General features: G+C 72.8%; 14 protein-coding genes and 1 riboswitch. Of the genes, 8 read left to right on the top strand and 6 right to left on the bottom strand.

The genetic code is table 11. The features are described from left to right. A partial coding sequence (locus tag SACPADRAFT_RS0212275; RefSeq protein WP_007024895.1) for a ComEC/Rec2 family competence protein occupies positions 1–940 on the top strand: 940 nt, incomplete at its 5' end. A gap of 91 nt (positions 941–1,031) precedes the next feature. On the opposite strand, the gene thrC is transcribed toward SACPADRAFT_RS0212275, so the two are convergent. Further along, on the bottom strand, positions 1,032–2,294 hold the full coding sequence (gene thrC / locus SACPADRAFT_RS0212270) for a threonine synthase (RefSeq protein WP_007024896.1): 1,263 nt from the start codon (positions 2,292–2,294) through the stop codon (positions 1,032–1,034). A 12-nt stretch (positions 2,295–2,306) separates the two neighbouring features. Then, a riboswitch (SAM riboswitch) is annotated at positions 2,307–2,444 on the bottom strand. A gap of 138 nt (positions 2,445–2,582) precedes the next feature. On the opposite strand from thrC, the gene holA reads away from it, so the two are divergent. Continuing rightward, the gene (gene holA / locus SACPADRAFT_RS0212265) at positions 2,583–3,557 is read left to right on the top strand and encodes a DNA polymerase III subunit delta (protein ID WP_007024897.1); all 975 of its coding nucleotides are present in this window, start codon (positions 2,583–2,585) and stop codon (positions 3,555–3,557) included. Positions 3,558–3,732: 175 nt separating this feature from the next. On the opposite strand, the gene rpsT is transcribed toward holA, so the two are convergent. Then, positions 3,733–3,993, bottom strand: coding sequence for a 30S ribosomal protein S20 (gene rpsT / locus SACPADRAFT_RS0212260; RefSeq protein WP_007024898.1), 261 nt, complete (start codon positions 3,991–3,993; stop codon positions 3,733–3,735). Positions 3,994–4,155: 162 nt separating this feature from the next. Here rpsT and SACPADRAFT_RS0212255 point away from each other — a divergent pair, with 162 nt between their 5' ends. Continuing rightward, positions 4,156–4,536 (top strand): VOC family protein, encoded by a 381-nt coding sequence (locus SACPADRAFT_RS0212255; RefSeq protein WP_007024899.1) that lies wholly within the window; start codon positions 4,156–4,158, stop codon positions 4,534–4,536. 15 nt (positions 4,537–4,551) lie between these two features. On the opposite strand, the gene SACPADRAFT_RS0212250 is transcribed toward SACPADRAFT_RS0212255, so the two are convergent. After that, positions 4,552–5,154 (bottom strand): class I SAM-dependent methyltransferase, encoded by a 603-nt coding sequence (locus SACPADRAFT_RS0212250; RefSeq protein WP_028662422.1) that lies wholly within the window; start codon positions 5,152–5,154, stop codon positions 4,552–4,554. 113 nt (positions 5,155–5,267) lie between these two features. On the opposite strand from SACPADRAFT_RS0212250, the gene lepA reads away from it, so the two are divergent. Continuing rightward, positions 5,268–7,166 carry a translation elongation factor 4 gene (gene lepA, locus SACPADRAFT_RS0212245; RefSeq protein ID WP_007024901.1) on the top strand — a complete coding sequence of 633 codons (1,899 nt, stop codon included), beginning with the start codon at positions 5,268–5,270 and terminating at the stop codon, positions 7,164–7,166. 86 nt (positions 7,167–7,252) lie between these two features. Then, the gene (locus tag SACPADRAFT_RS0212240) at positions 7,253–8,305 is read left to right on the top strand and encodes an NAD(P)H-dependent flavin oxidoreductase (protein ID WP_007024902.1); all 1,053 of its coding nucleotides are present in this window, start codon (positions 7,253–7,255) and stop codon (positions 8,303–8,305) included. A gap of 109 nt (positions 8,306–8,414) precedes the next feature. Here the strand turns inward: SACPADRAFT_RS0212240 and SACPADRAFT_RS0212235 are convergent, their stop codons facing one another. Next, positions 8,415–9,380 (bottom strand): zinc-binding dehydrogenase, encoded by a 966-nt coding sequence (locus SACPADRAFT_RS0212235; RefSeq protein ID WP_007024903.1) that lies wholly within the window; start codon positions 9,378–9,380, stop codon positions 8,415–8,417. A 32-nt stretch (positions 9,381–9,412) separates the two neighbouring features. Between SACPADRAFT_RS0212235 and SACPADRAFT_RS0212230 the strand changes: the two genes are divergently transcribed. The 3 genes from SACPADRAFT_RS0212230 to SACPADRAFT_RS0212220 are packed head-to-tail and all read left to right on the top strand — an operon-like array spanning position 9,413 to position 10,333. After that, positions 9,413–9,643 carry a hypothetical protein gene (locus tag SACPADRAFT_RS0212230; RefSeq protein WP_007024904.1) on the top strand — a complete coding sequence of 77 codons (231 nt, stop codon included), beginning with the start codon at positions 9,413–9,415 and terminating at the stop codon, positions 9,641–9,643. Next, positions 9,630–9,959 (top strand): hypothetical protein, encoded by a 330-nt coding sequence (locus SACPADRAFT_RS0212225; protein ID WP_007024905.1) that lies wholly within the window; start codon positions 9,630–9,632, stop codon positions 9,957–9,959. Before SACPADRAFT_RS0212230 ends, SACPADRAFT_RS0212225 begins: the two co-directional genes overlap by 14 nt. Then, on the top strand, positions 9,959–10,333 hold the full coding sequence (locus SACPADRAFT_RS0212220; RefSeq protein WP_007024906.1) for a barstar family protein: 375 nt from the start codon (positions 9,959–9,961) through the stop codon (positions 10,331–10,333). Before SACPADRAFT_RS0212225 ends, SACPADRAFT_RS0212220 begins: the two co-directional genes overlap by 1 nt. A gap of 40 nt (positions 10,334–10,373) precedes the next feature. Here SACPADRAFT_RS0212220 and SACPADRAFT_RS0212215 read toward each other — a convergent pair whose 3' ends face one another. Next, a complete protein-coding gene (locus tag SACPADRAFT_RS0212215; RefSeq protein WP_007024907.1) occupies positions 10,374–11,156 on the bottom strand; it encodes an enoyl-CoA hydratase-related protein in 783 nt (260 codons plus the stop codon). Positions 11,157–11,213: 57 nt separating this feature from the next. Continuing rightward, entirely contained in the window at positions 11,214–11,411 is a 198-nt protein-coding gene (locus SACPADRAFT_RS27345) for a hypothetical protein (RefSeq protein WP_007024908.1), read from the bottom strand. Positions 11,412–11,572 lie beyond the last annotated feature (161 nt).

Genomic DNA, 11,572 nt, shown 5'->3' with positions numbered 1-11,572 from the left:
GGCGGTGCCGCTGGGGGCGGTGGTGTGGCTGGTGCGGCACCGTCGGGGCCGGGTGCTGCTCGCCGTGGTGGTCCTCGTCGCCGTCGCGGTGGCGGTTCCCCGCCGGGTGTTCGCGCCCGGCTGGCCGCCCCGGGACTGGGTGTTCGTCGCGTGCGACGTCGGCCAGGGAGACGCCCTGGTGCTCGCCACCGGGCGTCCGGGGCGGGCCGTGGTGGTCGACGTCGGCGCCGACCCCGCGGCGCTCGACCGCTGTCTGGACGGGCTCGGCGTGGAGCGTGTCCCGCTGGTGGTGCTCAGCCACCTGCACGCCGACCACGTCGCCGGGCTGTCGGCGGTGTTCGAGGGGCGACGGGTGGGGGCGGTCGCCGTCGGGCCGGGACGCGAGCCCGGGTGGGCGTGGCGACGGGTCGTGCGTGAGACCGGCGAGCACGACGTCCCGCTGGTCACCGTGGGCGCCTCGGACACCCTCACCTGGCCGGGTCTGCGGCTCGACGTCCTGGGGCCGCACTGGATCCCGGCGGCCCAGCGCGGCGCCTCAACGGAGCCGGGTGCGGCGGACCCGGGTGCGGACGGTACGGGGGTGAACAACACCTCGCTCGTGGTGCGGGCCACCACCCGGGCCGGACGGATCCTGTTGACCGGGGATGTGGAACCGACCGCCCAGGCCGACCTGCTCGCCGCGGGCGCCGACCTCGGCGCGGACGTGCTCAAGGTGCCGCACCACGGCAGCCCCGCCGTGCTGGACCGGTTCCTCACGAAGGTGGGGCCCCGGATCGCGGTGGTCAGTGTCGGGGACAACTCCTACGGCCATCCGCACGCTTCCACCCTGCGGACCCTGCGGCGGGCGGGGACACTCGTCGCCCGCACCGACACGTCCGGGACCGTGGCCGTCGTCGCCGACGACGGCCACCCGGCGCTGGTCCGCCGTGGCCCCCGGTGACCCGCCGCACCCCGGGCGCAGGACGGCGGGGGAGGGCGTACCGGACCCGCGGTCCGGGAGGTATCGGTACCGGCCCGGGCCGCGACGTCGGTCACCCGCCGAGGGCGTCGTCCACGGCGTCCACCGACGGTGGCACGGTCGCCTTCGGTCCGACGTGGTCCTCCAGCGCATCGAGCGTCTTGAGCCCGTCCCCGGTGATCAGCAGCACGGTCTCGGCGTCCGGGTCGAGCTGACCGGCCTCGGCGAGCTTCTTCGCCGTCGCCACCGTGACACCGCCCGCCGTCTCGGTGAAGATGCCTTCGGTCCGGGCCAGCAGCCGGATGCCCTCGACGACCTCCTCGTCCGTGACGTCGGCGACGGCGCCGCCGGTGCGCCGGACCGTGTCCAGCACGTACGGTCCGTCAGCGGGATTGCCGATCGCGAGCGACCGCGCGATGGTGTCCGGTTTCACCGGCTGGACCACGTCGTGCCCGGACCGGAACGCGGTCGACACCGGCGAACACCCGGACGCCTGCGCCCCGAACACCGTGTACGGGGTCGGCTCGACCAGGCCCAGCTCGCCGAGTTCGCGGAAGCCCTTGTCCACCTTGGTCAGTTGCGAGCCGGAGGCGATCGGCACCACGACCTGCTCGGGCAGACGCCAGCCGAGTTGCTCGGCGACCTCGTACCCCAGTGTCTTCGACCCCTCCGAGTAGTACGGCCGCACGTTCACGTTCACGAACGCCCAGGACTCGTGCTCGGCGGCGAGTTCGGTCGCCAGCCGGTTCACGTCGTCGTAGTTGCCGTCCACCGCGATCAGCGCACCGTCGTACACCGCCGTCGTGAGGATCTTGGCCCGTTCCAGCGACGACGGGATGAGCACCACGGACTGCCAGCCGGCGCGGGCGGCGGCCGAGGCCACCGCGTTGGCCAGGTTCCCGGTCGACGGACAGGCCAGGGTGTCGAAGCCGAACTCGCGGGCGGCGGCCAGCGCGACGGCCACCACCCGGTCCTTGAACGAGTGCGTCGGGTTCCCGGTGTCGTCCTTCACCCAGACCCGCTGCACGCCCAGGGCACGCGCCAGCCGGTCGGCGCGCACCAGACGGGTGAAACCGGGCTCGGTGTTCGGGATCTGCTCGACGTTCGACGGGACCGGCAGCAGCTTCTTGTACCGCCAGATGTTGTCCGGGCCGGCCTCGATGTCCTCCCGGCGCACCCGCCCGAAGTCGTAGGCGACCTCCAGCGGGGAGAAGTCCTCCGCCGAGACGAACTCGGGGGCGAGCGGCTGCCGGTGGCCCTCTTCCTTGGACACCAGTTCGGCGGCGGGGCCGAGGTCGACGGTTCGGGAAGCGGCCGTGGTCAGCGTGCTGGTCATCGCGAGGTCCTTTCCTCATCTGTCCCGCCGGCGCGGGTCGGAATTGGCACCGTTGCCGTCGGCCGGACCTCGCGGAATCAACGAGTCACCGGGCCGACGCCGGTTGCCGGGGCTTCATCGGGCCGGTCCCTCTGCCCCTCTGGATGAGCGGTATTCGATTGTCCGCCGCGTGTTCCGGATGCGGCGTGCCGCGCTCTCCGGGGCGCGGCAACGCGACTCACCCTACGGCAGCGGAATCGCCCCGTGCCACAGCCGCGAGGGTGACCTCACACGTGGCAGGATCGGGGCGTGACCGCACCGTCCACCACTCCCGCGCCGCTGCATCTCGTGCTCGGGGAGGAGGAACTGCTCGTCGAGCGGGCCGTGCGTGCCGTGCTCGACTCCGTCCGGCTCGCCGATCCGGCGGCGGAACTGACCCGGGCGCGGGTGAGCGAGGTCACCCCGGCGGAGCTCGCCGAGATGGTCAGTCCCTCGCTGTTCAGTGAGGGGCGGGTGATCGTGCTCGACGCGGCGCAGGAGATCGCGAACGAACTCGCCGACGCCGTCCTGAGCCATGCCGCCGACCCCGCGGACGGCATCGTGCTCGTGGTCGTGCACAGCGGCGGCGGGCGCAGCAAGGCGGCCAAGTCGTTACCGGCGGGCCTGCGGGAGGCCGGCGCCACGGTGACCGAGTGCCGGAAGATCACCAGGGCCGCGGACCGGGAGGCGTTCGTCCGGGGCGAGGTCCGTGCGGCGGGCGGGCGCATCGAGGCGGCCGCGGTCACCGCGTTGATCGAATCCGTCGGCTCCGACCTGCGTGAGCTCGCGTCGGCGGCGAGCCAGCTCGTGGCCGACTCCGGGGGGTCGGTGGACGAGCGGGCAGTGCGCCGGTACCACCGGGGCCGCGCCGACGTCAGCGGATTCGAGGTCGCCGAGAAGGCCGTCGCCGGGGACCGGGCGGCGGCGCTGGAGTCGCTCCGCTGGGCCCAGCAGATCGGCGTGGCGCACGTGCTCCTGGCGGACGCGCTGGCCGCCGAGGTCCGCCGGGTGGCCGTCGCCGCCGGTGGCAGGCCCGCCCGGGAGCTGCAGTCCGAGCTGCGGGTGCCGGAGTGGAAGGTCGACAAGATCCGGAAACAGGCCCGGGGGTGGAGCTCCGCCGGGATCGCCGAGGCCATGCGGGTCGTGGCACGGGTGAACGCCGAGGTGAAGGGGGCCGCCGCCGACGCGGACTACGCGGTCGAACGCGCCGTGCTCGACGTCGTCGCGGCCCGCGGCCGCCGCTGAGTCACCGAGCCGCCGAGCCGCCGAGCCCGGACGATCCGGACGGAGCCGACGGTGCCGCACCCGGTGACCGCCACCCCGGACCCACGGGACCCGCGCCGGACACACGAAACCCCCGGTGACCACCACGGACGTCGCCGGGGGTCGCCGGGGGTCGCGAAGACCGGGCGGCCGGTCGTCAGAGCTTGTTGACGCGCTGGGCCATGGCGGACTTCTTGTTCGCCGCCTGGTTCCTGTGCAGCACGCCCTTGCTCACCGCCTTGTCGAGGGCGCGGGCGGCGTTGCGCTGCAGCTGCACCGCCGTGGCCTTGTCGCCGGCGTCGGCGGCGCGGCGGAACTTGCGGATCGCGGTCTTGGTCGCCGACTTCACCGCCTGGTTGCGCTGACGCGCCTCTTCGTTGGTGCGGATGCGCTTCATCTGCGACTTGATGTTGGCCATGTGCCGCTCCCTCTCGATCGTGGAATCCGTCGCCGCGTCGTCGTGGCGCCGGCCCGGGGCCGACCTTCCTCCCTGGCGGAATGCCACACGGCAACAGTCGGCCAGTCTAGCAACGCCGTCGGCGCCGCACGCCGCACCCTCACCCGTGAGACGGTGGTCGCCATGGACGTGCTCAACAGCCGTACGCTGCTCATCCCGGACGACCCGGAGGTGACCACGGCGTTCTACCGCGACACGCTGGGCCTGGCGGTGTACCGGGACTTCCCCGGCGGCACCGTGTTCTTTCTCGGCGGCGGGCTGCTGGAGATCGTGGGTCGGGGCGGCGGGGCCCGCACGACGGACGTGGCGCTGTGGCTCCAGGTGCGCGACCTCACGGCCACCCTCGCCGAACTGCGGGAGAAGGGCGTGTTGCCGGACCGGGAGCCCCGCCGGGAGGCGTGGGGACTGGACGAGGCGTGGCTCAGTGACCCGGACGGCACCCGGATCGTGCTGGTCGAGGTCCCGCCGGACCACCCGCTGCGGACCGACGTCCGACGGGACTGAGCCCCGGCGCGCGGCTCACTCTCCCGAGGCGTCCGGGACCCGGGCAGCGAGCTGGGCGGCCCGGGGCGCCCGCGGTGGGTCCCAGGTCCACATCCGGACATCGCGGAAGCCCGCGGCCTCCAGTTCCGCCGCGAGTGTGTCCCCGGACCCGGGCAGCCACTTCTGGTGGGCGGAGAGCACCAGCCGGGCCCCGGGCCGTGAGACCCGGAACGTCTCAGCGAGGGCGGCGTGCCGGTCGGTCCACAGCGGCAGATTGTTCACGCTGAGTACGACATCGACGGAGGCGTCGTCCAGCGGGTTCGATTCGGCGCCACCCCGCCGCAGGAGTACGGTGCCCGCGGCGACCGCGTCGGCGCACCGCCTGCGGCAGGCGGCGAGCATCTCCTCCGACGGGTCCACACCGATCACCAGGCCCGCCCGGCGTGCCACCGCCGCCAGCCCGATCCCCGGTCCGGGGCCGAGGACCAGCACCCGCTCCGTTCCCGTGGGGGCGGCCACGGCCGCCGTGTGCCGTTCGGTCGGTGCGTTCATCCACGCCATCACCGCGCCCCCGGCTCTGCCGATCCCGCCACGGGGACGACCGAAGGCGCGTTCCAGCAGTTGTCCGCGTGAGGTCATCCTCCGAGGTCAGCACGAAACCGTCGGCGACGCATCCGGGATCACCCCGAGATGTCCGCCGCCCGGCATGGGACCATGGAGCCCACCAGCCACGAGCGAGCCCGAGGTAGCGAGTGACACCGACACGTCCGTCCGCAGACACCACGTTCACACCGCCGGAGTTCATCCGGAACTTCTGCATCATCGCGCACATCGACCACGGCAAGTCGACCCTGGCCGACCGCATGCTGCAGCTCACCGGGGTGGTCGAGGAGCGGACGATGCGGGACCAGTACCTCGACCGGATGGACCTGGAGCGCGAGCGCGGCATCACGATCAAGGCGCAGAACGTGCGCCTGCCGTGGACCCGGGACGGTCGCGAGCACGTGCTGCACCTCATCGACACCCCGGGGCACGTCGACTTCACCTACGAGGTGTCCCGGGCGCTGGAGGCCTGCGAGGGGGCCATCCTGCTCGTGGACGCGGCCCAGGGCATCGAGGCGCAGACGCTGGCGAACCTCTACCTCGCCCTGGACAAGGACCTGCACATCATCCCGGTCCTGAACAAGATCGACCTCCCGGCCGCCGAGCCGGACAAGTACGCCGCCGAACTGGCGCACATCATCGGGTGCGAGCCGGACGACGTGCTCCGGGTCTCGGCGAAGACCGGTGCGGGGGTACCGGAGCTGCTCGACCAGGTGGTGGGCCAGGTGCCGCCGCCCGAGGGCGACCCGGACGGGCCGCCGCGCGCGCTGATCTTCGACTCGGTCTACGACGCCTACCGGGGCGTGGTGACCTACATCCGCGTCGTCGACGGGCGGATCACCCCGCGGGAGCGGGTCACGATGATGCACAGCGGCGCCACCCACGAGCTGCTGGAGGTCGGCGTCATCTCGCCCGACCCGAAGCCGTGCGCGGGGCTCGGGGTCGGCGAGGTGGGCTACCTGATCACCGGGGTCAAGGACGTCCGGCAGGCCAAGGTCGGCGACACGGTGACCACGGCCCGCCGGGGTGCCGACGAGCCGCTCGCGGGCTACCGCGAACCGGTCCCGATGGTGTTCTCCGGTCTGTACCCGGTGGACGGCTCCGACTACCCGGACCTGCGGGACGCCCTGGACAAGCTGCAGCTCAACGACGCGGCGCTGAGCTACGAGCCGGAGACCTCGGTGGCGCTCGGATTCGGCTTCCGCTGCGGGTTCCTCGGCCTGCTGCACCTGGAGATCACCCGGGCGCGGCTGGAGCGGGAGTTCGGGCTGGACCTCATCGCCACCGCACCGAACGTGGTCTACGACGTCTACCTGGAGGACGGCTCCGAACTCCAGGTGACCAACCCCTCGGACTGGCCCACCGGCGGCAAGATCGCGGAGGTGCACGAACCGGTCAGCAAGGTCACCGTGATCGCGCCCTCCGAGTTCATCGGGCCGGTCATGGAACTGTGCCAGGGAAAGCGCGGGCAGTTGCTCGGCATGGACTACCTGTCCGAGGACCGGGTGGAACTGCGGTACCAGCTGCCGCTCGGCGAGATCATCTTCGACTTCTTCGACTCGCTGAAGTCGCGCACGCGCGGGTACGCCTCCCTGGACTACGAGGAGGCCGGACAGCAGGCGGCCGACCTGGTGAAGGTGGACATCCTGCTGCAGGGCGAGACGGTGGACGCCTTCTCGGCGATCGTGCACAAGGACTTCGCCTACCCCTACGGCAACAAGATGACCAACCGGCTGCGCGAGCTGATCCCGCGGCAGCAGTTCGAGGTGCCGATCCAGGCGGCCGTCGGGGGCCGCATCATCGCCCGCGAGACGGTGCGCGCGATCCGCAAGGACGTGCTGGCCAAGTGCTACGGCGGGGACATCTCGCGCAAGCGCAAGCTGTTGGAGAAGCAGAAGGAAGGCAAGAAGAAGATGAAGACCGTGGGGCGCGTCGAGGTGCCGCAGGAGGCGTTCGTCGCCGCGCTGTCCGCGGGCGGGGGCGACGGTGGCGACAAGGGGGAGAAGGGCAAGGGCGACAAGGGCAAGGGCGGTAAGGGCAAGAAGTAGCCCGCGTCCCCGACGCCCACCGCACCGGATCCCGTGAACCCGTGGCCGCGTCACACGGCGGCCGCGCCGATTCGTAGGCTTGGCCCATGTTCGACAGCTTGCGCGTGCCCGTGATCGCCGCGCCGATGGCCGGGGGGCCGTCCACGCCGGAGCTCGTCGCCGCCACGGCGCGTGCCGGGGCCTTCGGGTTCCTGGCGGGGGGCTACCTCAGCGCCGCGGCCCTGGCCGACCAGATCAGCACCGCCCGCGCTCTGTCGGACGACGCGTTCGGTGTGAACCTGTTCGTGCCCGGGATCAGGTCCACTGTGGACCTGTCCCCGTACACGGCCCGCCTGCGGGCCGAGGGCGGACGCTACGGCGTCGAACCCGGTGACCCGCGCTGGGACGACGACGGCTACGCGGCCAAGCTGGACCTGCTCGTCGAGGCCCGGGTGCCGGTGGTCTCCTTCACCTTCGGGGTGCCGCTGGAGTCCGACGTCGACCGGCTGCACGAGGCGGGCAGCACCATCGTGGTGACCGTGACCTCACCGGACGAGGCCCGCGAGGCGGCCGCCGTCGGCGCCGACGCACTGTGCGTGCAGGGGTTCGAGGCCGGCGGCCACCGCGGGGTGTTCACCGACGACGTCACGGACCCGTTCGGCGGCGAGCTGCACGGTGTGCTGGCGGGGTTGCGCCTGATCGCGGCGGCGACCGACCTGCCGCTGATCGCCGCGGGGGGACTGGTGCACGGCGCGGACGTCGCGGCGGTGCTCACCGCGGGCGCGGTGGCCGCCCAGCTGGGCACGGCGTTCCTCCGCGCCGACGAGGCGGGCACCCACCCGACCCAACGGCGGGTGCTGGCCGAGGGCAGCCGCCCGACGGCGGTCACCCGCGCGTTCAGCGGGAGACCCGCACGGGGCCTGGTCAACCGTTTCCTGCGCGAGCACACCGACCAGGCACCCGCCGCCTACCCGCAGTTGCACCGGCTCAGCAAGCCGATCCGCGCCGCCGCGGGCCGCGCCGACGACCCGGAGGCGATGTCCCTCTGGGCGGGCCAGACCTATGCCCGGGCCCCGCACGGACCCGCCGAACACATCGTCACCACCCTCTGGCACCAGGCCCGCGAAGCCGCCACGCGGACAGCCCACCGCCTCACCTGACAGCGGGGTGTTGCCGTGAAGGCCCCCTTCCCTGCGTCGGGTGCGGTGAAGGACTCCTTCACTGCGTCACATGCAGCGAAGGAGTCCTTCACGGCAACCCCCTCCGTGCTCAGCGGGTGAAGACGATCTTGCCGGCGGTGTTGCCCTCCAGCATGTCGGTGAAGCCGCGTTCGGCGTCGGAGAGGGGGAGTTCGGCGCCGATCTGCGGGCGGATGCCCGCGAGGTCGACGTAGGAGAGCAGGTCGGCCAGCTCGTCGCGGGTGCCCATCGTGGAGCCCGCCACCCGCAGTTGCAGGAAGAACACCCGCTGCAGGTCGGCGCTCGGGTCGGGGCCGCTGGTGGAGCCGGACACGACCACGATGCCGCCGGGCCGGAGCGACTTCAGCGAGTGCGCCCACGTGGCCTTGCCCACGGTCTCGAACACGGCGTCGACCCGTTCGGGCAGCCGCGCCCCCGGCTCGAACGTCCGGTGGGCACCCAGACTCTCGGCCAGGGCACGCTTCTCCTCGGTGCGCCCGGTGACCCACACGCGGTGGCCCGCGGCCCGGCCGAGCTGCACCAGCGCGGTGGACACCCCGCCGGAGGCACCCTGCACGAGCATGGTCTGTCCCGGCCGCAGGCCCGACTTGGTGAACAGCATCCGGTAGGCGGTCAGCCAGGCGGTGCCCATCGTGGCCGCCTCGGTGAACGACAGCCCCGCCGGCTTGGGCAGGACGTTGCGCTCAGGCACCACGACCGAGTCGGCGAACGTGCCCTGCAGCTTCTCGGTGAGCAGTGTCCGTTTCGGGTCGAGCGTGTCGTCCCCGCGCCAGGACGGGTCGTTCACCACCGAGTGCAGCACCACCTCGGTGCCGTCGTCGAGCACCCCGGCCCCGTCGCAGCCGAGGATCATGGGGAACTGTTCCGGCTTGATCCCCACCCCGCGCAGGGTCCAGACGTCGTGCATGTTCAGGCTGGCGGCCCGGACCGAGACCCGCACGAAGCCCTCGGGCACCTCCGGGTCGGGGCGCTCGCCCACCGTGAGCGAGGCGAGCGGGTCGTCGGCGTTCGGTTCTTTGGCGTAGACGGCGAACATGCGCTCAACCTACCTGGCGTAGGCTCGGTGTCGTGTTCGACGGAGTGGCCCGCTGGTGGAACGGGCTCGAACTGTGGTTGGCGCAACAATGGTTCCCGGTGCAGTTCGTGCTGGTGACCGCCGTCCTCCTGCCGCTGTGCGTGGCGCTGGCCCGGGCGCTGCACCGCGTCGTCGACGCCGTGTTCGACGGGGCGGTCCGGATCGTGGGCCGGGGCCGCGGGGTGCGGCGGCCGGGGGAAGGGGACCGCGGTGCTGTCCCGTAGGCGCATCAGCGCCGCGCTGATCGCCCTGCTGCTCGTCGTCCTGGGCGCCTGGCTGGTGCGGGAGGTCCTCGGGGTTGGCGAGTCCGACCCCCGCCCGGGTAGCCTGCCGGGCGCGGTTTCGCACACGCCGACCGTGCCGGTGTCCGTGACGGTGCCGGGCGCTCACCCCGGGTGGCGGCCGGGGTGCGTGGCCGGTGACCCGTGGCGGGTGACCCGGCCGGTCCTCGGTACAAGGGAGATGTTGTTGCCACATTCGCCATCCGGCTTCTGCGCGCGTGACGACCGGTACGACCCCTTCGTCGCGGCGGACACCTGATGACGACGGTGATGCCGCTGCCCGATTCGCGGACGGTCGTCGACGAGGCACGGGCCCGCGGGGCCTACCCGCACGTCATCGACGGCGCGCCGCACGGGGACCGCACGGGCATGCTCGGCGCGATCGCCGAGGCCCTGTCCTTCCCCGCCCACTACGGGCGTTCGCTCGACACGTTCTACGACGGGCTCACCGACCTGTCCTGGCTGCCGTCCGGGGAGCACGTCCTGATCTGGACCGCGGCCGAGCGGCTGAAGCGGGCCGATCCGAAGTCCTACCTGGCGGTACACGGGGTGCTCTCCGACGCGCAACGCGCGTTGACCCCGCGGGGCGGGCGCCGGGAGGGCCGCATCCTGACCGTGGTGCTGGCCGACTGACCCGACCGCAGGGCGCCCGTCCCGCGGGGGCGGGCGCCGCTCACCCGTCCGCGCCCCCGGGTACCCACGCCGGGGTGCGCTTCTCCGCGAATGCGGCGATCCCCTCCTGCCCCTCGGCGGAGGCGAAGAACCGCGCGGACAGGCCCTGCATGGCCTCGAACCTCTCCGGCATGGTGCGCCCGGTCTCGCCCTGGAGGAGCTCCTTCGTGGTGGCCAGCGCCGTCGGCGCGCCCCGTACCAGCGAGTCGACGTAGCGCCGCACGGTGGCGTCCAGCTCGTCGGCGGGAACGGCGGCGTTGAGCAGGCCGATGTCCGCGGCCCGCACTGCGTCGAAGGTGTCCCCGGTCAGCAGCAGTTCGTGCGCCGCGCGCGCGTCGAGACGGGGCAGCACCGGCACCGAGATCACGGCGGGGACGACCCCGATGCGGACCTCGGTGAAGGCGAACGTGGCGGTCTCGACCGCGACGGCGATGTCCGCGGCGGCGACCAGGCCGATCCCGCCCGCCCGCGCGGGCCCGGCGAGCCGGGCCACCACCGGTTTCGGGCCGGTCCAGAGGCGCTGGAGGAGGTCCGGGAAGTCGTTGACCCCCTGTTGCCCCTCCCCGGCCCCGTTCGCCTCCTTGAGGTCCATGCCGGCGCAGAACACCGGCCCGGTGTGGTCGAGCACGATCACCCGGACGGCGTCGTCCTCGACGGCCCGCGCCAGCCCGTCGCTCAGTTCGCCCCGCAGCTGCGCGGACAGGGCGTTGCGGTTGTGCGGGGAGTCCAGGGTGAGCGTCGCGACACCGTCGGCGACGGCGTAGTGCACCAGTTCGTCAGCCATGCGTCACACTGTGGCACAGGGCTCACCCGCACGGTCCGCGGCGGCTCGGGCGGACAACTACGGGACCACCCACGCGAGCTCGAGATCGTTCGGGTCGACGTCCCGCAGTGTGGCGATGAGGTCCCGTACCTCGGTCTCCAGATCCGTCCTGCGTTCCACGTCGGTGGCGCCACCAGGCAGGTCCTGGACCACGGCGGTCCACAGGCCGTCCTCCCGTGTGACGGTGACCCGATGGGTGGGAGAACTCTCGCTCATGATCCCTTCAATATGCGCCTGCCGCGGTGGTGCGTCGTTACGCGGGGCGGGGGATTCCGGGGGTCGCGGGTCGGGCCGCGGCCGTGTAGCGGCGCAGGACGAGGTCCGCGAGGTGCGGGTCCGGGCCGAGCGGGTCGGCGACGACGACGTCCGGGGCCGCG

This window comes from Saccharomonospora iraqiensis subsp. paurometabolica YIM 90007, assembly GCF_000231035.2.
Lineage (GTDB): Bacteria > Actinomycetota > Actinomycetes > Mycobacteriales > Pseudonocardiaceae > Saccharomonospora > Saccharomonospora paurometabolica.
The sequence above is the reverse complement of the archived record's forward strand: the minus strand, read 5'-3'. Positions and strand labels throughout refer to the sequence as shown.

What these genes read in the sequence shown, in the direction of transcription:
- SACPADRAFT_RS0212215 (WP_007024907.1), bottom strand. Translation starts at nt 11,156, where the DNA reads ATGGCTGACGAACTGGTGCACTACGCCGTCGCCGACGGTGTCGCGACG.
- rpsT (WP_007024898.1), bottom strand. Translation starts at nt 3,993, where the DNA reads ATGGCCAACATCAAGTCGCAGATGAAGCGCATCCGCACCAACGAAGAG.
- SACPADRAFT_RS0212220 (WP_007024906.1), top strand. Translation starts at nt 9,959, where the DNA reads ATGACGACGGTGATGCCGCTGCCCGATTCGCGGACGGTCGTCGACGAG.
- SACPADRAFT_RS0212235 (WP_007024903.1), bottom strand. Translation starts at nt 9,380, where the DNA reads ATGTTCGCCGTCTACGCCAAAGAACCGAACGCCGACGACCCGCTCGCC.
- SACPADRAFT_RS0212240 (WP_007024902.1), top strand. Translation starts at nt 7,253, where the DNA reads ATGTTCGACAGCTTGCGCGTGCCCGTGATCGCCGCGCCGATGGCCGGG.
- SACPADRAFT_RS0212255 (WP_007024899.1), top strand. Translation starts at nt 4,156, where the DNA reads ATGGACGTGCTCAACAGCCGTACGCTGCTCATCCCGGACGACCCGGAG.
- thrC (WP_007024896.1), bottom strand. Translation starts at nt 2,294, where the DNA reads ATGACCAGCACGCTGACCACGGCCGCTTCCCGAACCGTCGACCTCGGC.
- SACPADRAFT_RS0212250 (WP_028662422.1), bottom strand. Translation starts at nt 5,154, where the DNA reads ATGACCTCACGCGGACAACTGCTGGAACGCGCCTTCGGTCGTCCCCGT.
- SACPADRAFT_RS27345 (WP_007024908.1), bottom strand. Translation starts at nt 11,411, where the DNA reads ATGAGCGAGAGTTCTCCCACCCATCGGGTCACCGTCACACGGGAGGAC.